The organism is Tundrisphaera lichenicola (assembly GCF_051175385.1).
In the GTDB taxonomy this organism is placed as follows: domain Bacteria; phylum Planctomycetota; class Planctomycetia; order Isosphaerales; family Isosphaeraceae; genus Tundrisphaera; species Tundrisphaera lichenicola.
In genome coordinates, this window is the sequence record NZ_CP195106.1 from 3,456,153 (window position 1) to 3,480,804 (window position 24,652).

At 66.6% G+C, this 24,652-nt stretch carries 22 protein-coding genes; 14 read left to right on the forward strand and 8 right to left on the reverse strand.

Annotated features, from left to right (window positions below; all coding sequences use genetic code 11):
* Window positions 1-202 precede the first annotated feature (202 nt).
* The 3 genes from P12x_RS13745 (at window position 203) to P12x_RS13755 (ending at window position 2,323) form a co-directional block, all read left to right on the forward strand.
* Window positions 203-526: a hypothetical protein gene (locus tag P12x_RS13745; protein WP_435011438.1), complete on the forward strand. Its 324-nt coding sequence runs from the start codon at window positions 203-205 to the stop codon at window positions 524-526.
* 177 nt (window positions 527-703) lie between these two features.
* Window positions 704-1,804, forward strand: a complete 1,101-nt coding sequence (locus P12x_RS13750; protein WP_435011666.1) for a spore photoproduct lyase family protein — start codon at window positions 704-706, stop codon at window positions 1,802-1,804.
* Between the two features lie 18 nt (window positions 1,805-1,822).
* Window positions 1,823-2,323 (forward strand): 2'-5' RNA ligase family protein, encoded by a 501-nt coding sequence (locus tag P12x_RS13755; protein WP_435011439.1) that lies wholly within the window; start codon window positions 1,823-1,825, stop codon window positions 2,321-2,323.
* Between the two features lie 109 nt (window positions 2,324-2,432).
* Here P12x_RS13755 and P12x_RS13760 read toward each other — a convergent pair whose 3' ends face one another.
* From P12x_RS13760 to P12x_RS13770, 3 genes are all read right to left on the reverse strand, one after another.
* Entirely contained in the window at window positions 2,433-3,956 is a 1,524-nt protein-coding gene (locus tag P12x_RS13760) for an FAD-dependent oxidoreductase (RefSeq protein WP_435011440.1), read from the reverse strand.
* 106 nt (window positions 3,957-4,062) lie between these two features.
* Window positions 4,063-4,434 (reverse strand): DUF3140 domain-containing protein, encoded by a 372-nt coding sequence (locus tag P12x_RS13765; protein WP_435011441.1) that lies wholly within the window; start codon window positions 4,432-4,434, stop codon window positions 4,063-4,065.
* On the reverse strand, window positions 4,431-4,664 hold the full coding sequence (locus P12x_RS13770) for a DUF2945 domain-containing protein (RefSeq protein WP_435011442.1): 234 nt from the start codon (window positions 4,662-4,664) through the stop codon (window positions 4,431-4,433). Before P12x_RS13770 ends, P12x_RS13765 begins: the two co-directional genes overlap by 4 nt.
* Before the next feature lie 388 nt (window positions 4,665-5,052).
* On the opposite strand from P12x_RS13770, the gene P12x_RS13775 reads away from it, so the two are divergent.
* Window positions 5,053-5,871, forward strand: a complete 819-nt coding sequence (locus P12x_RS13775; protein ID WP_435011443.1) for a hypothetical protein — start codon at window positions 5,053-5,055, stop codon at window positions 5,869-5,871.
* A 145-nt stretch (window positions 5,872-6,016) separates the two neighbouring features.
* On the opposite strand, the gene P12x_RS13780 is transcribed toward P12x_RS13775, so the two are convergent.
* Window positions 6,017-6,709 (reverse strand): acyltransferase, encoded by a 693-nt coding sequence (locus P12x_RS13780; RefSeq protein WP_435011444.1) that lies wholly within the window; start codon window positions 6,707-6,709, stop codon window positions 6,017-6,019.
* Window positions 6,710-6,968: 259 nt separating this feature from the next.
* Window positions 6,969-7,271, reverse strand: coding sequence for a hypothetical protein (locus P12x_RS13785; RefSeq protein ID WP_435011445.1), 303 nt, complete (start codon window positions 7,269-7,271; stop codon window positions 6,969-6,971).
* Here P12x_RS13785 and P12x_RS13790 point away from each other — a divergent pair.
* From P12x_RS13790 to P12x_RS13805, 4 genes are all read left to right on the forward strand, one after another.
* Complete coding sequence (locus P12x_RS13790) at window positions 7,270-10,107, forward strand: PSD1 and planctomycete cytochrome C domain-containing protein (RefSeq protein ID WP_435011446.1); 2,838 nt, start codon at window positions 7,270-7,272, stop codon at window positions 10,105-10,107. The two genes, P12x_RS13785 and P12x_RS13790, sit on opposite strands and share 2 nt — an antisense overlap.
* Before the next feature lie 14 nt (window positions 10,108-10,121).
* A complete protein-coding gene (locus tag P12x_RS13795; protein ID WP_435011447.1) occupies window positions 10,122-11,591 on the forward strand; it encodes a DUF1501 domain-containing protein in 1,470 nt (489 codons plus the stop codon).
* Between the two features lie 424 nt (window positions 11,592-12,015).
* Window positions 12,016-12,894, forward strand: coding sequence for a hypothetical protein (locus tag P12x_RS13800; RefSeq protein WP_435011448.1), 879 nt, complete (start codon window positions 12,016-12,018; stop codon window positions 12,892-12,894).
* A 159-nt stretch (window positions 12,895-13,053) separates the two neighbouring features.
* Window positions 13,054-14,439, forward strand: coding sequence for a phospholipase D-like domain-containing protein (locus P12x_RS13805; protein ID WP_435011449.1), 1,386 nt, complete (start codon window positions 13,054-13,056; stop codon window positions 14,437-14,439).
* Between the two features lie 10 nt (window positions 14,440-14,449).
* On the opposite strand, the gene P12x_RS13810 is transcribed toward P12x_RS13805, so the two are convergent.
* From P12x_RS13810 to P12x_RS13820, 3 genes are all read right to left on the reverse strand, one after another.
* Window positions 14,450-15,604 (reverse strand): prenyltransferase/squalene oxidase repeat-containing protein, encoded by a 1,155-nt coding sequence (locus P12x_RS13810; protein ID WP_435011450.1) that lies wholly within the window; start codon window positions 15,602-15,604, stop codon window positions 14,450-14,452.
* A 285-nt stretch (window positions 15,605-15,889) separates the two neighbouring features.
* Window positions 15,890-16,228 carry a hypothetical protein gene (locus tag P12x_RS13815; protein ID WP_435011451.1) on the reverse strand — a complete coding sequence of 113 codons (339 nt, stop codon included), beginning with the start codon at window positions 16,226-16,228 and terminating at the stop codon, window positions 15,890-15,892.
* Between the two features lie 363 nt (window positions 16,229-16,591).
* Window positions 16,592-18,163 carry a protein kinase domain-containing protein gene (locus P12x_RS13820; protein WP_435011452.1) on the reverse strand — a complete coding sequence of 524 codons (1,572 nt, stop codon included), beginning with the start codon at window positions 18,161-18,163 and terminating at the stop codon, window positions 16,592-16,594.
* Window positions 18,164-18,483: 320 nt separating this feature from the next.
* Between P12x_RS13820 and P12x_RS13825 the strand changes: the two genes are divergently transcribed.
* The 6 genes from P12x_RS13825 to P12x_RS13850 all read left to right on the forward strand — a co-directional run bounded on the left by P12x_RS13825 (window position 18,484) and on the right by P12x_RS13850 (window position 24,627).
* Window positions 18,484-19,038: a superoxide dismutase family protein gene (locus P12x_RS13825; RefSeq protein ID WP_435011453.1), complete on the forward strand. Its 555-nt coding sequence runs from the start codon at window positions 18,484-18,486 to the stop codon at window positions 19,036-19,038.
* A 221-nt stretch (window positions 19,039-19,259) separates the two neighbouring features.
* Window positions 19,260-20,636, forward strand: coding sequence for an argininosuccinate lyase (argH, locus tag P12x_RS13830; protein WP_435011454.1), 1,377 nt, complete (start codon window positions 19,260-19,262; stop codon window positions 20,634-20,636).
* Window positions 20,633-20,839 carry a type II toxin-antitoxin system HicB family antitoxin gene (locus P12x_RS13835; protein WP_435011455.1) on the forward strand — a complete coding sequence of 69 codons (207 nt, stop codon included), beginning with the start codon at window positions 20,633-20,635 and terminating at the stop codon, window positions 20,837-20,839. Before argH ends, P12x_RS13835 begins: the two co-directional genes overlap by 4 nt.
* Window positions 20,839-21,060, forward strand: coding sequence for a type II toxin-antitoxin system HicA family toxin (locus P12x_RS13840; protein ID WP_435011456.1), 222 nt, complete (start codon window positions 20,839-20,841; stop codon window positions 21,058-21,060). The genes P12x_RS13835 and P12x_RS13840 overlap by 1 nt, the downstream gene beginning before the upstream one ends.
* Window positions 21,061-21,100: 40 nt before the next feature.
* The gene (gene lysA / locus P12x_RS13845) at window positions 21,101-22,408 is read left to right on the forward strand and encodes a diaminopimelate decarboxylase (protein ID WP_435011457.1); all 1,308 of its coding nucleotides are present in this window, start codon (window positions 21,101-21,103) and stop codon (window positions 22,406-22,408) included.
* 53 nt (window positions 22,409-22,461) lie between these two features.
* Complete coding sequence (locus tag P12x_RS13850) at window positions 22,462-24,627, forward strand: HEAT repeat domain-containing protein (protein ID WP_435011458.1); 2,166 nt, start codon at window positions 22,462-22,464, stop codon at window positions 24,625-24,627.
* The last annotated feature ends 25 nt before the right edge of the window (window positions 24,628-24,652 follow it).

The following is a 24,652-nucleotide window of genomic DNA, read 5'->3' on the forward strand; positions in this document are numbered from 1 at the left end:
CTTGGGATGAGGGCAGCGGAGTCGGGCCTGAAATAGCGATCGAAAATCCAAGTCCGACGCCTATGTCCCCTCTGGTTTGGGGCCAGGGGATAATGATCTTTCGGCTAAGTTTTTGTTCATCTAACGGCTTCCGTCGCGTCTCTGTAGAATCTGTCCTCCCCCGCTGGGGGTCGAAACCCGGACTTATTCCTCGGATGGAACCATGCCACCCACGCCTGATGAAGCCATTGCGAAGAACAAGGGAAACGCCCAGTCGCAACTCGACAGGGCGATTCGGGATCTGGCCATCGAGGTTGAAGACGCACTTGATCTTTACACGGGTGAGCATGTCTACGTCGGCCTGCCAGCCTATCTCCAATATAGGGTCGAGGCGGATATTGCCAAAAATGAAGGGCAGCCCACCCTCAGGCTCATCGACCGTAAGCTTCATGAGCGGTTCGGCCAATACGGATGGAAGATCGGGATCCTGACCAATTCGACTGAGTCTTGCCACTGGGTAAAGCTTTTGGACGCCAGGGAACATTAGTGGTGAGCGGTAAAGCCCACAGGATTCAGGCTTTGTTCTTGGTTTTTGGCTCGCGGATTCGAGCGAAAACCCAAGAACAGAGTCCGACTTGAATGGCATGACATTTCGGCCCGCGAGTTGCGTGCCGATGGGCTCGCCGCCACATTGCACCTGGAAAGGGACTGGGCCGTGCAGGGGTTGTTCGACTTCGACCGGCGGGGTCCCGAGAAACGGATCAAAATTCCCGGCCTCCTCGACATCTCGAAGATTTACGCCGAGCAGGAAGCGGTCGAATCCCCTGTGGGGCGGGATGTCCTGTCCCGGTTCCCCGACGCACGGGTCGAAATCGTCCCGGGCCACGGGAACATCCCGGGTTTGTTCGGGAATGAAGGCAACGTCGACCGATGGAACCGGATCAAGGGCTCGGTGCTCGTCCTGGGGGTGAAGAAGGGGCTGCACTTCGTCGAGAACGGACGTTCCGCCGACTACATCGCCCCGAGCACGGCCAACGGCTGCGCCATGTCGTGTGCCTATTGCTATGTGCCGCGGAACAAGGGCTACGCCAATCCCATCACCGTCTTCGTCAACATCGACGCGATCTGCGGGGCCATCTCGAGACACTCGAAGAAGCTGGGACCGAAGGCACACCCCAACCAGGTGGACGAACGATTCTGGGTCTACGACGTCGGCTGCAACAGCGATTGCTCCGTCGACGCCCTCCTCAGCGAGAACGTCGCGACCCTCATCGAGCATTTCAAGCGGGTCCCGGACGCCAAGGCGAGCTTCGCCACGAAGTATGTCAACAGGGGCCTACTCGGACTCGATCCCGGGGGGAAGACGAGGATCCGGTTCAGCCTGATGCCGTCGTCGAAGGCGAAGTTGCTGGACGTCAGGACGGCCCCGGTTGCCGATCGGATCGCCGCGATCGACGACTTCGTCGAGGCTGGATATGAAGTCCAGCTGAATTTCTCGCCGGTCGTGATCTACGAGGGTTGGAGGGAAGAATACGCCGAGCTTTTCGACGAGGTCGACTCCAATATCGGGGAGAAGGCCAAGCGGCAGATGGCTTGCGAGGTGATCTTCCTCACCCACAACGAGTCGCTCCACGAGATCAACCTCGGCTGGCACCCGAAGGCCGAGGAGTTGCTCTGGACCCCCGACAACCAGGAGCCGAAGGTCTCCGAGCGGGGAGGAAATAACCTGAGGTACAGGCGAGGCTTCAAGGGCGCGATGGTCCGTGAGTTTTGCGACCTGGTGGCCGAGAAGTTGCCTTACTGCCGGGTCCGCTACGCCTTCTAGCATCCGAGATCAACCGCCATGGAAAACCCGACATTCGTGGCGACCGCGAGGCTCGACGACGAAACCTCGAGTCACCTGAACCTTCTCCGGAGGCGATATTTCCCGTCGCACCGCAACTTCATCGACGCCCACCTGACGCTCTTCCATGCGCTCTCCCCGGATGCCGTAACGCTCCTGGGGAGGGCGGCGGCGGAAACCGATCGCCGTGCCTTCGAGGTCGTCCTGCCCGGCCCCATTCCCCTGGGCCGCGGCGTGGCGATCCGGGTCGAATCGGCCCGCCTGGTCTCGCTGAGGGGCGATCTGGCCCGCCCCTTGACCGATCTCTCCGCGCAGGACAGGCAGCCTTACCGGCCGCACGTGACCGTCCAGAACAAGGTCACGGCGGAGGAGGCGAGTGCGTGCCTGGCCGAACTTCGCCGAGACTGGCTCCCGCGCGTCGCCCGGGTCGAGGGGATGGACCTCTGGGAGTATCTCGGAGGGCCCTGGCAGCATCACTCGCGGATCGATTTCCCGGGATGAGACGCACGACTTTCGCGAAGGTTTTTGGACCGGGACTTCGTCGTCGACGTCGGTCGAGACGCAGGCCCGATGAGTGTTGGCCGATCCTGGATCCGCCCGAGGAGGACGATCACGCCTCGGGGAGCGGGACGTTGGCCGGTCCCATGATGACCTCGCCCTTGGGGTCGAACCGCGAGCCGTGGCAGGGGCAGTCCCAGGTCTTCTCGGCCCCGTTCCAGTGGACGATGCAGCCCAGGTGAGGGCAGACCGCCGAGCGTTCGTGCACCGCGCCGTTCCCGTCGCGATAGAGGGCCACCTTCTTCAGCCCCCGGCGGAGGACCGCGCCTTCGCCCGGCCCGATCTCCTCGGCGGAGGAGACGTCGCCGCCCCCCAGCCAGTCCTTGGCGATCTCCTTGGCGACGTTGGCGTTCTCGACGAGGAATTCCTTCCATGCCATACCCCACGCCGGCTTCCGGGAAGGTTCGTAGATCGCCTCCCAGGGGTTCTCGCGGTCCATGATGAGGTCGGTGAGGAGGATGCCCGCGATCGTCCCGTGGGTCAGCCCCATGCCCGAATCGCCCGTGGCGATGTAGACGTTTTCTTTGTCCATGGGATTGCGACCGATGAAGGCCAGGCCGTCGGTCGTCTCCATCACCATGCCCGACCAGCGGTATGCGACCTCTTTCATCTCGGGGAACCGCTCCCGCGACCACCGCTCGAGCCGGTCCCAACGCTCCGCCTGGTCGGTGGCCTGGCCGGCCTTGTGGTCCTCGCCGCCCACGATCAGCATGTCTTCGCGGTCCCCTTCACCGGGCTGGACGCGGATGTAGTGGTAGGCGTCGAGGGTGTCCCAGAACAACGCATTCTCGACCGACCCCGCGGGGATCGAGGCCCCGATGGCGTAGGTCAGATAGGGGGCTTGCTTGGTGTGGATGGCCACGAGGTCGTTGACGGGCGTGTTGGTCGCCACCACCACCGCCTCGGCGGTGACCACGGGCCCCTCCTTCGTCTCCACCCGGCCGCCATCGATCTTCGAGGCGTGGGTGTTGGTGTAGATGGCCCCGCCTCGCTTGCGAAACGCCGAGTCCAGCCCGGCCAGGTATTTCAGGGGGTGGAACTGGGCCTGGGCCGGGAACCGCAGGCACTTCCCCGTGTCGAAACCGCCGATCGGCGCCCGATCGGCGTAGGTCACTTCGAGTCCCGCCCGTCTCGCCGCGTCGTGCTCCTGTTCCAGGAGGTCGGGAGAATGGTCGGGCGCCAGGAAGAGATAGCCGTCCACCCGGAGGAAATCGCAATCGATCCCCTCCTCCCGCGCGATGGATTCGATGCGGTCGATGGCGGCGGTGTGGCTCTCGGCCGCCAGGCGGCTCCCGTCCTCGCCGTGGATCTTCTCGAGTTCCGCAAACCGGTCGTCGAAGGCGTTCGAGAGGTGGGCCGAGGTCCGTTCGGTCTGCCCGCCGCCCACCGGGCCGTCGTCGAGGACGGCGACCTTCTTGCCCTCGAGGGCGAGCAGATAGGCCGTGGTCAGCCCGGCGATCCCGGCCCCGACCACGCAGACGTCCACCTCGATATCGCCCGCCAGCGATTGGTGGCGGGGCGCGGCGGCTGTATCCATCCAGGGGGAATCGGTGGCTTCGCGGACCGGTTTTGCCATGAGTCGTCATCCGGGGAGGGGTGTCTCTGGGCGGTCTCGTCCCAATACTCCGGCAAACGTCGTTCCGAACCGAGCCCATGCGCCCGGGCGTCCCAGCCCATCGCCCTCACCGTCGGCGTTGATCCGGTCGCGTGGCCTTCTTCGACCCCTTCAGGGGGTCGTGCCCCCAGTTCATGAGGGAGTAACGCCAGGGCGTCTCCTCGATGTCGCCATCGGGCTCCTGCGCCAGGTGCCGGTGGACGTAGCCCGTGACCTTGGCCATGTGCCGGAGATCGTCCTCGTCGTAGTCTGCCGGCTTCTTCCCGAGGATCTCGACGATCCGACGACCGGAATGGTGCCCGACCGACTCGCCCTTGCCGCCGTCCTTGGACCCGACCTCCTTCGATTCCTCCTTCTCGAGCCACGCCCCGAGCTGGCGGGCGGTCATGTTGACCGCCGCCTTGAAGTCGGCGATGACCTTGTCCGGCCCGTCGCTCATTCGTGGCCCCCCTTCTTCCGGGGTGCCTTCTTCAAGGCTTCGGGCTTGTGCGCGGCCTGGGCACCGGTCTTCTCGCTCTCGACGAGGATCTCCGGGTTCTCCGGCGACGCCGCGACGTGGTGGCCTTTGATCTCGGTGGGCCGAGTGAGCTTCTTCTTGACCTTGCCGGTCACCGGACCCTGGGACGACTCCCACTTGACGCGGTCGCCGGGCTCATGCGGATCGGACATCGGTGAGTGCCCCGAGAATGAGGCGGGAGGGCGGTTCCTGCCTCGCATGACCAAAGGGCCCTGCGACTGCCGTGCCAGACGAAGAGGCTTACGGGAAGTCACCCAATAATTGATGCGATGGCCCTTCGCCCATTCCCATCGGGGTCGTCGTGATACTAACAGAGTCTTCAGGGGGGCGGGTAGCGCGGGGCCGTTGCCTGCCCCGGGCTACCCGACCCCCGCTGGCCCCAGTCTGACCTCACCTTCCCCCTTGACCTTGCTATCCCCCCCGATTTTGTCCGTTCGGCGGCGTGATCCCGTAAGGCTGAAGCCGGGCAATGAAGTCTCCGGCGGATTCGGCCCGACGTCGTCCCATCACGCTGTACTGATCATGATGCCAGATTTCCCGATGAAATGTTTCGTCTGTGGCCACGTGAGCGGCCATACGATCCTGGGCAGTTGGCGCGAGTTCTGGCCCCACTTCGGACCGGAATTGGACACTCGATCTCAATCGAGGAATCGCCTGGATTATCGCATCCAGACCTGTCCCTTCTGCGGTTATTGCGCCGGCCCCCTCTCGGAAGCGATCGCCGGTGCCGCGACGATCGTCGCAAGTCCGGCCTATAAGGCCCAACTCAAGGACACCGAATTCCCCGAGTTGGCGAACAGGTTCCTGTGCTATGGCATGATCGAGGAGGATGCGGGCAACTTCTCGGCGGCGGGGAAGGCCAGGCTCTATGCCGCCTGGGCCTGCGATGACCTAGCTGTCCTGAGCGAGACGAGGATGGTGGACGTCGTCCTGGCGACTCTGATCGTGATGCTCTGGGGCGCATCCCTGGGCATGATCAAGCCGGATCGATTTAAAAGCAAACGTCGCTACGATAAGCGAATCCTGGCCGCCGCCCGGAAGTGCAGGTACGAGGCCGTGGAGTTGTTCCAACGGGCGCTCGATGCCGGACAGGGATTCACCTCGGAGGCAGGCATGGAGGACGTGATCCTCGTCGATCTGCTGAGGAGGTCGGACCATCTCGGAGAGGCGCTGTCCCGATGTCGATCCGGCCTTGCACGAAGCCCCGAGCTGAAGATTCGAATGATCCTCGAGTACGAACTCCATCTGATCCGGGAAGGCGATCGCGATCGTCATTGGCTCTTCGAGGCGATGGGACAGACGCGTGAGGACATCATCGGCAATCGGGCTAAGCCTCGAAGTCAGCCTGAAGGGTCGTAGGTGGCAGGGATCGGCAGGCAAAGTCTGTTTGGCAAGGGATAGATCAGAATCTTCAGGAGTTGGACCTTGTCCTTGTTTATCCACCCGAGGCCTCGGGCGGAAAACCAAGCAGCCCTCAGGGGTCGGACTTGAATGGCATCAACCATCAGCTACGCGAGCCGCAGGTAGCCAGGTCTCTATCGACACCGGAGCCGTCCTGGCGAGCCTCGTGCGAGGCTCCGGGACTCCCGGGGCGACTCCGGTCGAGATCGGGGCCGGGGCGGCTCGGCGAGGTCGGGAAGAAATAGGCGACCCGGCGACGCATCAACTCCGGTTCCAGGTCCGGGTCGAAGGCCCCCGTCCGGGATTGGATCAGATCGTTCCAGGGATACGACGCGGTCCGCTCTCGGCAGGCCTCCAGGTGGGAATCCCAGCTCCGGATGGCCTTGGCCGGTGCGCCGCCGATGATCATGTTCTCGAAATCCTTGGTGACCGTGCTGTTGCAGCCGACCACCACGTTGGGCCCGAGGGTCACCCCGGGCAGGATGAAGGATCCCGAGCCCACGAAGACGTTGTCCAGGATCCGGACCGGCGCGACCGAATCGAAACGTTCGCCGGTGGCCCGCCCGAGCATCGCAATCGAACCGTCGTAGGGGAGGAGGAGGACCCCATTCGCGAACCGGACGTTGTTGCCGATCTCGATCAACTCCGGGAGGGGTAACCCGGTCCCGGACGGGATGCTGCAATGATCCCCGATCCGATACCCCTTCCCCCGGAGGTATTCGGCGTTCTCGAGCCCGCTCATCCGGCGAAGGCGCGACTTCTGGAGGGAGTCGAGGGCGGATCGGAGGAAACGCATCGGGGGACCACTCCTCGGAATGGGATGAACTCGGATTGACGACCTGGCTCGAAAACCCGGCATCGCGTCGTGATGCCGAAGGGATTTGGCGATAATTTGGACTCTTTTAGTGAATCTTGACCAAAACGGCCGAGTTTATCAAGTATCATTTCGGAAGATTTCGGATTCGGCTCGTCCGGGCCGGTGACCGGAGTCTCGGTGTTCCTTCAACCCGAGGAACAGACGACCGCGGGGTCTTCGGTCGTGTTCGGAAATCTCATCAGTTGCCGGGATTCCGCAGGATCCTCGGCGGGACCGATTTACGCAATTCTCGGGGGATGACCCGGGGGATCCGCTCGATCTCGAAGGCGGATTTCCCGCTCGCGGTAGCCTTCGAGCAGGAATATTTGGTCCGATTCGTCGTTGGAAAGTCGGTGCCTCGTCCCGATTTCCGGTCCCGGATCGCGGTTGGATAATCCGGCGGGGTTGAATAGAATGGGAGTAGTGCCCGGCAGCCCGGCCCCGTGTCGGATTGCGCCTGCCCCACGCTCCCGCCCCGACCGCCCCGCGAGGTCTCGCCCATGCGTCCGACCATCGAACGACCGGGACTCCTTGTCGGCTGGATCGCCCCGGCCGCCTTGCTGGTGGCCTGGGGGGCCGGTTCGACTCGGGCCGAGGGGCCGGATTCTCCCGAGGCCCTGGCGTTCTTCGAGTCGAGCGTCCGGCCGATTCTGGCCGAGCAATGCTGGAAGTGCCACGGGCCGGACAAGCAGTCGGGGGGGCTCCGGCTCGACTCGCGGGCCTCGATCCTGGAAGGGGGGGATGCCGGGCCGGTCCTGGTCCCCGGCGAGCCCGACAAGAGCCCGATCCTCCAGGTGGTCCGCCATGAAGGGGACCTCCCCAAGATGCCCCCCAAGGGGGATAAGCTGACCGACGTGGCCGTCGCGTCGCTGGCGAAGTGGGTCGGCATGGGTGCCCCTTGGCCCGCCGGCCCGGTCCCGACGTCCGAGGCCAGGGAATCCGCCGCCCGGTCGCACTGGGCCTATCAGCCGGTCGGCAACCCGGCCCCGCCCGCGGTCGAGGATTCCCCCTGGGTCGCCTCGCCGGTCGATGCCTTCATCCTCGCGAAGCTCGAAGCGAACAAGCTCGCCCCTTCGGGACCGGCCGACAAGCGGACCATGATCCGCCGGGCTTCGTACGACCTGACCGGCCTGCCTCCCACGCCCGAGGAGGTCGAGGCCTTCGTGCAAGACGAGTCCCCCCAGGCGTTCGCCCGGGTGGTCGACCGATTGCTGGCCTCCCCCCGGTACGGCGAGCGCTGGGGTCGGCACTGGCTGGATGTCGCACGCTATGCCGACACCAAGGGTTACGTCTTCACCGCCGAGCGCCGTTATCCGTACTCGTACACCTATCGCGACTACGTGATCCGGGCGTTCAACGAGGACAAGCCGTACGACCAGTTCCTCGTCGAGCAGATCGCCGCCGACCGGCTCCCGCTCGGAGAGGACAAGCGGCCCCTGGCGGCCCTGGGGTTCCTGACCGTCGGCCGTCGGTTCCTGAACGATAACAACGAGATCATCGACGATCGGATCGACGTGGTGACCCGGGGGCTCCTGGGGATGAGCGTCACCTGCGCCCGGTGCCACGACCACAAGTTCGACCCGATCCCGACCGAGGACTATTACTCGCTCCACGGGGTCTTCGCCAGCTCGATCGAGCCCGAGGAATTGCCGCTCCTGCCCGACGCCGCCCCGGAGAAAGACCGGGCCGACTACGAGCGTCAGCGTCAGGAACGGCTCGACGTGGCCGAGCAGTATCGGATCGCCCACAAGGCGATGATCGAGGCCGAGATCCGCGACCACCTCCGGGCCTTCACCGAGGCGAGCCAGGCGATCGGCTTCGAGTCGAAAGGGGGCCGGAAAGACCCCAGGCTGGAAGAAGCCGCCCGAGCCCGCGAGGTCTCCCCGGAGCGGCTCCGGTTCGTGGCCCGTCGGCTGGGCAAGCTCCTCGACCCCAAGGCCGAGGGGCACGACCCGATCCTCGCTCCCTGGCGGTCCTTCTCCGCCTTGCCCGCCGAGGGGTTCGAGGCGAAGGCCGCCGAACTGGCGAAGCAACTCGCCGAGCCCGACCCGTCGAAGCCGATCGACCCGGTCGTCCTCAAGGCGATGGTCGAGCCTCCGCCGAAGTCGCTGGCCGAGGTCGCCGCTCGATACGGCGATCTGTTCGAGCGGGCCGCGAAGTCGTTCGCGGAGAACCCCGAGATCGGCCCGCCCCTCACGATCCCCGACCCTGCCCTGGCGCCGATCCATGAGCGGCTCGTGGCCGAGGAGAGCCCGATCGAGATCCCACTCGAAGCCCTCGACCGCGTGCTGAACCGGGCCGAGCGCGAGAAGCTCCAGGGGCTCAAGAAGAAGGTCGCCGAGCTGGATGTCACGCACCCCGGCTCGCCCGCCCGGGCGATGGTCCTGAATGACGCCCCGAACCCGACCAACCCCCGGGTTTCGATCCGTGGGAACCCCAACCGGCCCGGCAAGGAGGTCCCGCGTCGGTTCCTCCGGGTCCTCTCCGGCGGCGAGGCCAAGCCCTTCACCGACGGCTCGGGTCGGCTCGAACTGGCCCGGGCCATCGCCAGCCCCGAGAATCCCCTGACCGCCCGGGTGATGGTCAACCGGATCTGGCACGAGCACTTCGGCGTCGGCCTGGTCTCGACCCCCAGCGACTTCGGGGCCCGGGGCGAGCTTCCCTCGCACCCCGAGCTGCTCGACTTCCTGGCCCGTCGGTTCATGGAAAGCGGCTGGTCGGTCAAGGCGCTCCATCGCCTGATCCTGCTTTCCAACACCTATCAGCAGAAGTCCGACCTCCGCGAGGATGGCTTCGCCGCCGATCCCATCAACCGGCTCCTCTGGCGGCAGAACCGCCGGAGGCTCGACTTCGAGGCCTTGAGGGATGGCGTCCTGGCCGTTGCCGGTCAGCTCGACCCGACCATGGGGGGCCGCCCCGTCGAGCTGTTCGAGCGGAAGTCCTCCTCTCATCGGAGGACGGTCTATGGCTATGTCGATCGCTACGACCTCGACCCGACCTACCGGACCTTCGACTTCCCCAGCCCCGACATCAGCGCCCCGCAGCGGCCCACGACCACGGTCCCCCAGCAGGCCCTCTTCCTGATGAACAGCCCGTTCCTGCTCGATCAGGCCAAGGCCCTGGCCAATCGCCCCGACCTGGCCTCGAAGCCGCTCGAAGACCGGGTCGCCCGGCTCCATCTGGACCTCTTCGGCCGAGGCCCCGAACCTCGCGAGGTCGAGCTGGCCCGCCAGTTCGTCGAAGCCTGCCCCAAGGGGGATGGTCCCGACGCCCCCTCCCCCTGGGAGGAGTATGCCCAGGTCCTCCTGCTGACCAACGAATTCCTCTTCCTCGACTGAACGGAGGCGAGCCGATGTCTCACCACATCCCCCGGATCGAGGATTCGATGCTGACCCGCCGCCAGGCCCTCCGGCGCGCGGGGATGGGGTTCGGGTCGCTGGCCCTGGGCACCCTGATGGCCGAGTCGGGCCTGATCGGCGGCTCGGCCCGCGCGGCCGAGGAGGCGGGCTCCAAGAAGTTCGTCTCGTCGCTGGCCGCCAAGGCCCCGCAGTTCGCCCCCAAGGCCAAGCGGGTCATCCACCTGTTCATGAACGGCGGGCCGAGCCAGGTCGACACCTTCGACCCCAAACCCTCGCTGGACAAGTACAACGGCAAGGCGATCCCGCTGGAACTGCCCACCGAGCGCAAGACCGGCGCCGCGATGGCCTCCCCCTTCACGTTCAAGAAATATGGTCAGAGCGGGATCGAGGTCAGCGACCTCTTCGCCAACGTCGGCGAGTGCATCGACGACATCTGCGTGATCCGGTCGATGCACGCCGACGTCCCCAACCATGAACCGTCGTTGATGCTCATGAACTGCGGCGAGGCCCGCCAGGCCCGCCCCAGCCTCGGCTCGTGGCTCCTCTACGGCCTGGGCTCGGAGAACCAGAACCTCCCCGGCTTCGTGGTCCTCTGCCCCGGCGGGATGCCGATCGCCGAGGCCCAGAACTGGCAGTCGGCCTTCCTGCCCGGGATCTACCAGGGGACCTACGTCAACAGCCAGCACACCGAGATCGAGAAGCTGATCGCCCACATCAAGAACCGTCGGATCAAGCCCGACGCCCAGCGGGCCCAGCTCGACCTCCTGATGCAGCTCAACCGAGAGCACATGGAGCGCCGCCAGGCCGAGGCCCAGTTCGAGGCCCGGATCCAGTCGTTCGAGCTGGCCTTCCGGATGCAATCCGAGGCCGGCGACGCCTTCGACGTCTCGCAGGAGCCCGAGGCCACTCGCGAGCTTTACGGCCCCGGCGTCCAGGCCCGGCAACTCCTGGTCGCCCGGAGGCTACTGGAGCGCGGGGTCCGTTACGTCCAGGTCTACCACGGGGCCGGTCAGCCCTGGGATAGCCACGACGACATCGCCACGATCCACAAGGATCTGGCCAACCAGTGCGATCGGCCGATCGCGGCCCTGCTCAAGGACCTGAAGCGGCTCGGGATGCTCGACGAGACCCTGGTGATCTGGGGCGGCGAGTTCGGCCGGACCCCCACGGTCGAGCTACCGACCCCCGGCGCCAACGCCGGCAAGATGAACGGTCGAGACCACAACCACTACGGCTTCACCATGTGGATGGCCGGCGGAGGCGTCAAGGGGGGCCACGTCCACGGGGCCACCGACGAGTTCGGCTTCCAGGCCGTCCAGGACAAGGTCCACGTCCACGACCTCCACGCCACGATCCTCCACCTCCTCGGCTTCGATCACGAGACCTTCACCTACCGATACGCCGGCCGGGACTTCCGCCTGACCGACGTCCACGGTCGGGTCGTCAAGGAACTCCTCGCCTGATCGATGATCGAATTCCGGGCTCTCCCGAACGACCTTCCCTGAGGTCGTCCGGAGCACGTGCGCCCTCGAAAGAGCGAGGGTGTCCCTCTCGATTTTGGCATTTTCCGTAGGGCAGGGCTTGCCCTGCCACGAGGCGGGTCTCGGCAGTGCAAGCCCTGCCCTACGGGAAGCTAGGAACCAGTCCCCATCCCTCGACCTTCCCCGATCGCCTCTCACCGTCACAACTAGAATTTACCCCCTGATCCGCCAGGATATCCTAACCTCCTGACAGGGCTGGTTCTCCGCGCCAAATCATGGCAAATCCCGAGAAACGAATTTACCCAAACTTCCTAATCGATTAGATTGACCTTGGCCTAAGATTTGATTGTGTCTTGCCAGGCCGAGCTTGATTGGCCCACCTTGAATGACTTCTGGGAGGACGACGATGCGATTGCGAGCGGCTGGTTCGTTGGTGGCGGTGGCGGCTGTGGCGTGGGTGATGGCTCCCGGGACGGCGTCGGCCTGCCATAAATGCCACAGAAATCCGTGCGTCCTGGCCCCGGCCCCCGCGCCGACGGTCCAGTGCGTCACCGAGATGGTCCCGTACACGACCTACAAGAACGTGACCCGGACCGCGTTCCGGCCGGTGACCGAGACCATCATGGTCAAGAAGGCCACGACGACCTTCGTCGAGCGCCAGCGGGTGGTCTGCAAGCCGGTCTTCGACACCACGTTCGTCCAGCGGACGGTCGAGATCTGCCGCCCCGTCCACGAGACCAGCTACGTCAACCAGCAGTACACCGTCTGCCGGCCGGTCTCGACGACCCAGCAGGTCACCGAGTACCAGTACCAGCCGTCGACCCGGATGGTCAGCGTCCCGGTGGTGTCCAAGGGCTGCGGCCACTGCGGCAAGCCCAAGATCGCCTGCGGCTGCGTGACCGTGGCCCAGACCTGCTACACCCCAGTCCCGGTGGTCCGCGACGTGGTCGTGACCCGGATGGTCTCCGAGGTCCAGACCCGCCAGGTCCCGGTGACCCACACCCGGATGGTCCGCGAGACCAAGGTCGAGAACGTCCCGGTCCGCCATTGCCGGATGGTCCAGGAAGTCGTGACCGACCGGATCCCGGTGACCACCTTCCACTGCGAGCCCAAGCAGATCACCCGCCAGGTCCCCTACCCGGTCTGCGAGACCGTGGCCGTCACCTGCTACCGCCCCGTGACCCGGATGGTCCCCGTGGTCTACGCCGCCCCCGCTCCCGCCCCGAGCCTGCAAGCCGCCCCCGCCCCCTCGGGCCAGGCGGCCGCCCCCTCGAAGCAGGGCTAAGATCTCCGAAGGAGAACCCGATCCGGCGGCCCTGACGAGCGGGGCCGTCGGATACCCATTATCTCCAACCACCCTCCTCCCTCCAGGTTTCCTCATCGCAGGCCGTCAACACGGCCGATCAAATGAGAGATTACCAACGGGTTCCCGGGGAGGGGTTCCATGGTCCGGTCGGGTTGGGCGATCGGGATACTGCTGGTCCTGTCGGCGAGGACGAATGGGGGCGACCATGTCCCCCGCGAGCGACCCGCCAACGCCAGCCAGCCCCCCGGGGCGAGCTTCGAGCGGCACGTCTCCCGGCAACAAAAGACGTTGCTGGTCAAGGATACGCTTCGCGCGACGGGCATGGAGTTCGCCCATCATCCCGTTCATTCGACGGTGTTCGGGGTCTCTCGGCTGGTCGAGCGGGCCGGGGTCCTCCTGGCCGAGAGGATTCCCCACAGCCCCTGGCCGCTCGGGTTCCAGGACCCCGAGGCCGGTGGCCCTTGCACCCCGGCGCGGATCACGCCCCTTTTCGGGAGTCGTCCCGCCTACCAGGCCCTGCTCGACCTGATCGGGTCCGCCCGGTGTCGGGTCGACCTCATGATGTATAGCTGGGACGACGACACGGCCGGCCGGACCGTCGCCGAGGCCCTGATCGAGCGGGCCCGGTCGGGCATCCTCGTCCGACTGATGATCGACCGGGGCGCTTACGTGACCGGCGAGGATAACGCCAGGGTTCCCGAAGGGTATCCCACCTACATCGATGACCTCCGGGCCGCGCCCAACGTTCAGGTGATCGAGTCGCCCGATCCCGGATTCGTGTTCGACCACCGGAAGCTCGCCGTGATCGACGACCGGATGGCCTGGTCCGGCGGGATGGTCCTGACCAACCCCTCGCTCTTCCGTTGGCACAACTTCGCCTACCTGGCCGAAGGGGCCATCGTCCCGCAATTTGCCGCGCTCTTCCGGGAGCGATGGGAACAGCTCGGAGGATCCCCCGTCCCGGCTTGCCCGGAGTCGGTCGGGGTCGAGTCGGTGAGCCCCAACGCCTCGGTCCGGATGGTCCGGACCGATCTCGGCCACCGATCGCTCAAGGAGGCGGTCTACGGGGCCATCGACCGGGCGAAGCATCACATCTATCTCGAAAACTGCTACTTCAGCGACGAGGTCCTGGCCCAGAAGCTCGTCGACGCCAGCCATCGAGGGGTGGACGTCCGGGCCGTCCTGACGATGAGGGGCGACGTCGAGCTGATGAACAAGTTCGCGGCGATCATGAGCAATCGACTGCTCAAGGGCGGGGCGAGGGTTTACCTCTACCCGGCGATGACCCACGTCAAGGCGTTATCCGTGGACGGGACGCTCGCCTATATCGGGACCGGGAACTTCGACGACCTGAGCCTCCGGAACAACCGAGAGGTGGCCCTGACCGTCCGGGAACCCGACTTGATCCGCCAGATCGATCAGGGCCTTTTCCTCAAGGACATGGCCGACTCCCAGGAGCTTCGAGCCCTGCTCCCCCGGCCGAAGTGGTGCTTCCTGCTGGAAGCGACCTCGATCCTCTATTGAAGGTGGGGAGTCAGCCCTTCGACCGGACGTGGGCGAGGGCCAGCAGTCCGTAGGCGGTCACGAGGTTGGCATCCCCTTCCATGAAGCCATCGGTCGCGTTGACCCAGCTCCCGTTCTCGTCCTGACGCCTGCCCAGCGCCCCGGTGAGGTCGCCTCGCCAGTCGTGCGACTTGCCATCGCCGTCGACGAACATGTCCTCTCCCAGGACGGACAGGGTCTTGGCGAAGGTTTGATAGTAGTAGTAGAGCCCTCGCTGCCCCAGGCCGGGGTTCTCTTCCACGCTGTAGTGTCGGGCGATGTAGGCCCGAGCCGCCTTGACCCTCGGGTCGTCGGCCGAGAGGCCCGCGTAGATCATGCTCCGGAGCCCGGCGTAGGTCATGCTGGCGTAAGAACGGAGCCCCCCGTCGTCGGCCTGGCCGGCGACGCTGGTCCCCCCGCCGGCGGCGGTGTAGACGAAGCCGCCATCGTTGACCTTGTCGGCCCAGGGCTGGTCGTTGAACTCGCTCTTGAGGTTCTGGCAGCGGGAGACGAACACCAGGGCCTTCTTCATCGCCGGGTCGTCGGCGGGAATCCCGGTGTTCCGGAGGGCGTCCATCATGAACGTCGTGTTCGAGAGATCCGGCCGGGGGGCGCGGGCCGCCTTGGTTGCCGAGGCCGGGGGAGTCGGGCCATAGCCCGCCCCGCCGTAATACGGGTTATCCGGGCTCGTGCCGTTCGACTCGTCGAACTGGGTCGAGCGGAGGAAATCCTGCCCCCCCTTGATCAGCCCATCGTACCGGCCGCCCCGGTTGGCCTCGTGGAACGCCATCAAGGCGACCGAGGTGGAATAGCTGGAGTGCGAAGCCCGGCTCAGGCCGCCGTCGGGCCCGAGGAAGCCTTCGAGGTACCCCAGCCCCTTGGTGATGACCGGCTCCTCGGGCGAGACCCGGCCGGACCGGAGCAGGCCCGAGATCACCAGGGCCGAGATCCCGGGCTCCTTCCGGTCGGGCGACCAGCTCCCGTCGGCGGTCTGGCGGCCCCGGAGGAACTCGACCCCCTTCGCGGTCATCCTGGCCCCATCGGCCTGGGTCTCCTCAGAGCCCCAGGAGACCCGAGCCCCGAAGGCGACCAGGCCCGCGATCCCCAATCCCCGGGCGAGGAACTCTCGGCGAGACTCCCGATTCATGATGCCAACCCTCTCGATCGTGGTGGGCCCGGCCCTCTCCGGTCGGGGCACCACGAGTCGAGGAGGTCGACGACCTCACCTCCCTCGGAGAACCGCCGAACCTCGAAGACCCCCGGTCCCCTTGGTTTTGAGCGACGGTCGACCCAAGGCAAACGATGTTCCTCGGAGATTCGGCCTCCACAAGAGGATTGGGCGAAGGGACTTGCGTGATAACCAACCTCGGTAATCCGATTCTCGATCGGCGAATCTTTCACCCGATCGGCGAAAGATTCACCGCGCGTCGGTTCAGGACCCGCCGTAGAGGTAGCGGTGCTCGATCAGGAGGTAGATCACCGTGGCCCCCAGGAAGAGCCCCGCCATCGACGCGAGATAGAGGACCAGCAGGACCATCGGGCCGAGCCGGGCCTCGAACCTTCGAGAATAATGCCAGCCGAGCCAGCCCAGGGCCCAGTACCCCGCGAACCCGACCCCGGCCAGGCCGAGCAGGAACGGCTCGGTCCTCCGGTGATCCTGGATGTCCGCGATCGCGAGGGCCACGAACGCGACCAGAAGCCCGAGATGCCAGACCCGGACCCGAGCCAGCGGAGAGACGCTGCGGGGCGTCGCGGATTGGGGCGGATTCATGGAAATCCCCCGAAGGTTGATGTGGTTGGATCTCGATCCAGACTACCGGGTGGTCTGACTTTTGTCGAGGAGCTGTGTCGTCGTGCCAGGCCAGGAAATCCCGGCATCGTAGAACGCAAGGCGACCTGGTGGGCGAGACGATCCATGACAGCCACCGGAGGTATGACCTGGCGATGGACCATAAAGACCCCACCGCCTGCCGGATGCAGAAACCGCTGGCCAGTCCCTTCGATCCTGCGTTGGATTCGGCCCGAAGCGTCATTGAGCGGGGCCTCGGGTAACCCAACCTGCCTCGGCGGTGGTCTCGACGGCTTGACGAGTTGGGGCCGTTGATCCTTGCGACGGGCGCGGAGCTTTCCCGACTCAGGCCGATCGTCCTCGGCTCAGCTTCTGCTCGGATCGGATTCGCTGGGCCAGGTGGAACCAGTGGGTCGCCGAGGAAGACGCCAGGCAGGCCAGCGAGGCCATCGAGGTCAGCGCCATGATCGCAGGCGGGATCGGCGAGGCGAAGAAGGTGGTCGACTCGATCCGGCTCCGCGAATCGACGAACCCGTAGAGGAATCGGGCGCAGATCACCAGCCAGATCAGGCAGCCGATCATCCCGGCCCACCGGCCCCACTGGCGGCCGGTCAGGATCGCCCAGGCGACCGGCAGGATCACCAGGGCGGCGGAAATCCCGCTGATCAGGATCGGCGCGAGGTCCTCGGAATAGCCCAGGAACGACCGGGCCCCGGCCGGCAGGGAGCAAAGCTGCGCCGTCCAGAATAAGCCGAATACCGCGATCATGGCGAACTCGAAGGAGACCCCGATGATCGCCTTGGGCCGCTCCGCGTCGATCTCGCGCTCGTCGAGCTTGAACCGATAGGGTGGGGCCGAGACCGGCTTGCCGTCCAGGACCTTCTTGAGGTCGGCCGCGAACGCCTCGGCGGTCTGGTAACGCTCGTCGGGGTCCTTGGCCGCCGCCTTGTGGACCACCGCCATCAGGGCCGGGGGGACCGATCGGTTCAGCCCCGAGACCGGCGGCAGGGCCTTGGTCACGACGTGCCGGAGGACCCCTTCGCGCGTCGGGGCGTCGACCGCCCGGCCCAGAGTTAGCAGCTCGAAGAGGACCAGGCCCAGGCTGTAGATGTCGGTCCGGTGGTCGACCTCGAGCCGGCCGGTGACCTGCTCGGGGCTCATATAAGTGGGCGTCCCCACGATCTGGCCGGCCATGGTGATCGTGCCGTCCTCGAAGAACCGGGCCACGCCGAAGTCGATCAGGCGGATCTGGCCCGATCGGTCGAGCAGGAAGTTCTCCGGCTTGACGTCGCGGTGGATCACCCCCCGCTCGTGGGCGTGGGCCAGTGCCAGGGCGGCGTCCCGGACGATCTCGACGGCCCGACGGACGTGCTCGGCCGGGGTGGTCCGGGGCGTCGGGCCGACGAACGCGGGCCTCGACTCCTCTGCCTCTCGCTCGCGTTCGCGCTGGGCCAGGTCGGCCGTCGAGGCGTCGAACCGGACCACCGGGGGCTCGGATTCGGACGAGGCCAGGCTGTCCAGGGCCGTGCCGATGGTCAGCTTGGGGTCACGCTCCATCGCGTCGATCACCCGCCGGAGCGAGGCGCCGTCGATGAGTTCCATGGCCATGTAGCAGAGCTGCTGATCCTGCCCGACGAAGTAGACGCCCGCGATATTCGGGTGGTCCAGCCGGGCCACGGCCTGGGCCTCCCGGCGGAACCGGGCGATGTCCTCGGGTCGGTTCAGGGCGTCGCCCAGGACCTTCAGCGCGACCTTCCGGTCTAGCGAGATCTGGCGGGCCTGGTAGACCACGCCCATCCCGCCGGAGCCCAGTCGTCGCTCGATCTGGAAGTCGCCGACGCGGACGTCCGCCCCCAACGCCCCGGGTCGGCGATGGATCGCGGGCGGGGCCTCGGGTGACAGGCCGTCCTCATGCATCGACCCGCGACCTCCCGGAGACGCGTCTGGCGATTCCGTCCGTGACTCGACTGGGTAGTGGAATGTGGCCTGAGTCTACCATGATATCCGACTCGGACGGGGTCGCAAGCCTGGCGGAGAAGTTCGGACGGGGCTGGCGACCTCGATCAATGCCACAATGATGGCATCGCGATTGCAGTCAATCGTCTGGCCGGTGCCCCCTTGTGAGCGCCCCCTGGCGCCGCTAGTTTGCACCCAACCGGGATCGATTTACTTTCGCCCGGACCGGCCCCCGAGGTCGGTACAATCGGACAGTCCCACCCGAAGCCCAGGAGAACCCGATGCGCATCAGCAACCTCGCTTCCGCCGTCGTCACGGCCGGCGCAGTCGTCGCCCTCGCGGCCGTGGGCGTCTCCGCCCAGCACTCCGACGCCAAGATGGAAGAGCCCACCAAGGCCGTCGTCGTGATGATCCCCACCAAGTCCGGCGGCTCGGTCGCGGGCACCATCGTCTTCAGCAAGACCGAGAAGGGGACCCGCGTCGAGGCCGAGTTCACCGGCCTGCCCGCCGGCAAGCACGGCTTCCACATCCACGAATTCGGCGACGCCAGCTCGCCCGACGGCAAGGCCGCCGGCGGCCACTTCGACCCCAAGATGGCCAAGAAGCACGGCGATCCCTCCAAGGCGGATGTCCGCCACCTCGGAGACATGGGCAATATCGAGGCCAACGCCGAAGGCAAGGCCGCCTATGACGAGATCTTCCCCGACCTGCCCATCGGCCTGATCCTCGGCCACGGCGTGGTCGTCCACGAGAAGGCCGACGACTTCGGCCAGCCCGTCGGCAACGCCGGGGGCCGCCTCGCCGTCGGCGTCATCGGCGTGGCCAAGGGAAGCTGAGATCGGGGCAACTCGATCGAACTTGGAACATCGGGCCGGGCGAGGGCGGATGCCTTCCCCGGCCCGTCGTCGTTGTCGGCCCGTGCAGATGCCGGCATTTCGGGCTCGACACGCCACGATCCGGGCACACCCGATTGACAGCGATTCCGGGACTGCCTTAAGATTACCCCGTCATGCTGCAGTGGTATGCAGAATCCATCGCAGGCCAGGAGCGGATTTCGGTGGCAAGCAAGCCCTGGGGCGGGCGATTCGGTGCCAGCACCGACCGCCGCGTCGAAGAGTTCAGCGAATCGATCTCCTTTGACCGTCGGCTCTTCGAGCACGATATTCGGGGTTCGATCGCGCACGCCGAGATGCTGGCCCACGTCGGATTACTTACTTCCGACGAGTGCCAGCAAATTGTGCGAGGGTTGTCCGAAATCAAGGCCGAGATCGAGGCGGATCATTTCGCGTTCACTCTCGAACGTGAAGATATCCACATGCATGTCGAGGCGGCGCTGATCGACCGCCTGGGGGACGTCGGCCGGAAGCTCCACACCGCGCGGAGCCGGAACGACCAGGTGTCGACCGACGTCAAGCTCTGGACCCGGGACGCGATCGACCGGATCGACGCCCGGCTCATCGCCTTGCAGCGGGCCTTCGTCGAGGCGGCCGATCGCCATCCCGGCCTGATCCTGCCGGGCTATACCCACTTGCAGCGGGCCCAGCCGGTCCTGGCCGCCCACTACTTCCTGGCGTTCGTCGAGAAGTTCGCCCGCGACCGCGACCGCCTGGCCGATTGCCGGAAGCGTCTGAATGTCCTCCCCCTGGGGGCGGCGGCCCTGGCCGGGACGACCCTGCCGATCGACCGCGAGCATGTCGCCAGGGCCCTCGGCTTCGACGGGGTGACGGCCAACAGCCTGGACACGTCGAGCGACCGCGACTTCGCGCTCGAATCCGTCTTCGTCCTGACGATGATCGCGGAACATCTCTCGGGCTGGGCCGAGGAATGGGTCCTCTGGTCGACCCAGGAGTTCTCGTTCCTGGCGCTGCCGGACGCCCTTTGCACCGGCAGCAGCATCATGCCGCAGAAGAAGAACCCCGACGTCCTGGAACTGATCCGAGGCCGCTCGGCGCGGGTGGTCGGCAGCCTCACAACCCTCCTGGTCCTCATCAAAGGCCTGCCCCTGGCCTATAATCGAGACCTTCAGGAGGACAAGGAGCCGCTCTTCGACGCCTTTGATACCGTGGACGCCTGCCTCGACCTGGCCGCCGTGGTCGTGGAAGGGGCAACCCTCCGGAGCGACCGGATCGCCGCCCGGCTCGACGAGGGGTATCTCGACGCCACGACTTTGATGGAGTATCTCATCAAGAAGGGCGTGCCCCAGCGGACCGGGCACGAGATCGTCGGCCACCTGGTCGGCCTCTGCGAGTCGAAGGGCTGCCGACTGGCCGACCTCTCGCCCGAGGAGTTCGCCAAGGCCCACCCCCAGCTCGGGGCCGAGGTGATCGAGACCCTGGGCGTCGCCAACGCGGTCGAGGCGTTCCGGTCTTATGGCTCGACCGCCCCGGCGCAGGTGGAGAAGCAGTTGGCGCGGTGGAAGGAGAAACTCGGATGATCTTCAACGTCACCCTCGATCGCGACGAGGACGGCTGGTGGGTCGTCGAATGCCCTTCGATCCCCGGCTGCATCAGCCAGGGCAAGACGAAAGATGAAGCCCTGGAGAACATCAAAGAAGCCATCCAGGGATGTATCGAAGTTCGAGCGGAACTCGGGATGCCCCTGACAGTCGAGTCGGCCCAGGTGGAGGTGGTCTTGTAATGCCACCGATCCCGGTACTGAGCGGCCAGGACGTCATCAAGGCGTTCCAATCCCTCGGTTGGCGGGTCGTTCGACGCAAGGGAAGTCACGTCATGATGGCGAAAGCCGGCCAGAACGCGACGCTCTCCGTCCCCGATCACGACGAGGTCGGCAGGGGAGCACTTAGAAGCCTGATCCGTTCGGCGGATCTCACGATCGACGATTTCCTGGCCGCACTCTGAAACAGCAGCCGCTATCCAACTTTCACGAAGATCGAGACCCATGGATCACTTCCACTACGAAGACGGCCACCTCTACTGCGAAGGCCTCCGGGTTGGCGACCTGGCCGAGAAGTTCGGGACGCCGCTTTACGTCTACAGCCAGAACGCGATCCTGGAGCAGTTGAAGGCGTTGCAGACGGCCTTCGCCGAGGTCGAGCCGCTGGTCTGCTACTCGGTCAAGGCGAACTCGAACCTGTCGATCCTCAAGGTCATGGCCGAGCACGGGAGCGGCTTCGACGTGGTCTCGGGGGGCGAGCTGTACCGGGTCCAGGTCGCGGGCGGGAAGCCGTCCCAGACGGTCTTCGCCGGGGTGGGGAAGACCGACGAGGAGATCGCCGCCGGCCTGAAGGCGGGCGTCCTGATGTTCAACGTGGAGAGCGAGGCCGAACTCGCCGCGATCGCCCGGGTGGCCGACTCGATGGGCGTCCAGGCCCCGGTCGCGCTCCGGGTCAACCCCGACGTCGACCCCAAGACGCATCGCTACATCTCGACCGGCAAGAAAGAGTCGAAGTTCGGCATGGACATCGACCGGTCCTTGGCCCTGGCCGAGCGGTCGAAGGAGTTGAAGTCGGTCTCGATGATCGGCGTGCACATGCACATCGGGTCGCAGATCACGACGGTCGAGCCCTACGCCGGCGCGGCGGGCAAGGCGGTCGACATCATCGCCCAGCTCCGATCGATGGGCCATCCGATCGCCTGGTTCAACATGGGCGGGGGGTTCGGGATCGGTTATCGGGGTGGTGAGGCCAAGCCGGTGGCCGAGTTCGCCAAGGCGGTGGTGCCCGCGATCAAGGCGACCGGGTGCCGCCTGGCGATGGAACCGGGCCGGGTGATCGCCGGGAACGCCGGCATCCTGGTCAGCCGTGTGTTATATACCAAGCAGTCGGGCGAGAAGCGGTTCCTCATCCAGGACGCCGCCATGAACGACCTGATCCGCCCCGCCCTCTACGAGTCGTTCCACCGGATCTGGCCGGTCGACGTCCCGAGCGGGCTCCCCGCCCCGCCCTCGGATTACGAGGCGGCGATCGAGGGGACCGAGCCCTGGGACGTGGTCGGCCCGGTCTGCGAGAGCGGCGACTTCCTGGCCAAGGACCGAGCCTTGCCCCCCCTGGACCGAGGGGCCTTGCTGGCCACGTTCTCGGCCGGGGCTTACGGGATGGTGATGGCTTCGAACTACAACACCCGCCCTCGAGCCGCCGAGATCCTCGTGAATGGCACGGGCGCGTTGCTGGCCCGGCGTCGCGAGACGCTGGAGGACCTGATCGAGCAGGAGCGGGCCGCGTTGAGCGGCGCTGGATCTCAAGGATGATGACCCCGACCGGACGGTAGCTCCTCTATGGCCGCGTGCCAGGTGATCGTCGCATGATAAGCCCATCCCGATCGACCCGGAACCTCGGACTGGCCGCCGCGCTGGTCGTCGCCCCGTTCGCCGCCGGCCCCGTCGGTGAGGCACGGGCCCAGGGCCTGCCGCGCGAAGCCAACGCGGGCGCCTCCCAGACGCCGCTGGAGACCTGGGAGACCGCCAACTACCTGATCCAGATCGGCCAGCCGGCCCAGGCCGCCGCCTACGTCAAGAAGTTCGTCGAGAGCAATCCCGACGACGCGACCCTCCTGAAAATTCGCGACGCCTATGGCGCGGGGAGCATCCTGAGGCTCTCCGACGACCTGGCGACTCGCCCGTATGCCCATCCCCTGGCCGAGCGGCTTTCCCAGGCCTCGATCCGCCACGCGACCGACCCAGCGCGGCTGTCTCGTTTCATCGAAGGGCTCTCGAAGAGTCGAGAGGAGCAGGCCTTCGCGGTCGAACGGCTCCGCGAGGCCGGCCCTTACGCGGTCCCGCCGATCCTCCAGGCCCTGAGCGTCTCCGGCCTGGAGTCCGGCGTGCGGACCCCGATTGCCGAGAACCTCGGCCGGCTCGACCGGGCCGCGGTCCCCGCCCTGATCGCCGCCCTGGATAGCCCCGATGCCCAGCTCGTCGGCGATGTGGCGCGGGCGCTCGGCCGGATCGGCGACCTGAGGGCCCTCCCGGCCCTGACGCACCTGGCCGCCCAGCAGCCCCCGACCCCCGCCAAGGAAGCGGTCGACCTGGCGATCCTGGAACTGACCGGCCGCCCCTTCACCTCCCAGCCCCGGACCCCCGTGCGGGTCCTGGCCGAGGAAGCCCGGAGATATCACCTCCACGGATACCGATTTCCCGGCGACCCGATCGTGATCTGGCGATGGGATCCGGCCGCCAAGCTCCCCGTCGCCGTCTCGACCCCGGTCCGCGAGGCCGAGAGCCTGCTCGGGATCCGGGCGGCCCGCGAGGCGATCGAGGCCGATCCCGCCGACGTCGAGGCGCGGGTGGTCCTGCTGAGCCTGGGCCTGGACCACCACCCGGACGAGTGGAAGACCGCCGCCCTGGCCGCGGGCCCCGACATCCTCGGGAAGGTGGCCCGGACCGCGATGGCCGACCATCGGCCCGAACTCGCCGCGCGGGCCTTGACCCTGCTGGCCCAGGTGGTCGACCGCGATCAACTCCTCACCGAGGCGAGGCCCAACCCGCTGGTCGAGGCCCTCTCGGCCCCCGATCGCCGGGTCCAGTTCGCCGCCGCGGAGGCCCTGGTCCACCTCGATCCGAGGAGGCGATTCTCCGGATCGAGCCGGCTGGTCCCGGTCCTGGCCCGGTTCGTCTCGGCCCAGGCCGCACCCCGGGCCGTGGTCGTGGATGGCAACCCCGAGCGGGGGGCCCAGACGACGGCCGCCCTCCAATCGCTCGGCTATGAAACGCAACTCGCCCCGACCGGGGTCAAGGGGTTCACCCAGGCCGCCCGCTCGGCCGATGTCGAGCTGATCCTGGCGGATCCGCACTTCGTCAACGATCCCTGGCAGCTCGCCGATCTGCTGCGCAACCTCGACGCCGACCCGCGAACCTCGGGGATTCCGGTCTTCGTGGCCGGGCCGCTGGAGATGCATGACCGGATCAGGCCGAGCCTGGAGAGCTTCCCCGGCGTGAAGTTCCTGGTCACCCCGACCAGCCCTTCGGCGCTCAAGGCGGAACTCGACGCGGCCTTCGCCGCGCTCGGCGTCCGGCCTCTCAGCCCCGAGGAGCGGGCCGATTATGCCAAACGAGCCTCGGTCCTGCTCGCGCAGATCGCCCGGAGCCCGGGCAGCCCGTTCGAGGCCAGCCTGGTCGCCGCCGAGCCCGCCCTGACGCTCGCCCTGAATGGCCCGACCGCCGGCCCCGAGGCCGCGGCCGTCCTGGGCGACGTGCCGGGACTGGACGCCCAGCGAAGTCTGGCCGATGTCGCCCTGGATGCCTCCAAGGACCTGGGCCTCCGCCGGGTCGCCGCCGAGCAACTCTCGAGGAACATCCGACGTTTCGGCCCCCGGCTGGCCGCCGAACAGGAACGTCGGCTTGTGGAAGACCTGTCCCGCGAGTCCGACCCGGCCCTCCGCGACGCGCTGGCGGCCGCCGTGGGTGCCCTCAAGTCGGGGCCCGACGCGTCGGCCTCCCGATCCCAGAGCTATCGCCCTTCGTCACCCTGACGCCCGGGGACCACACCGATCAAGG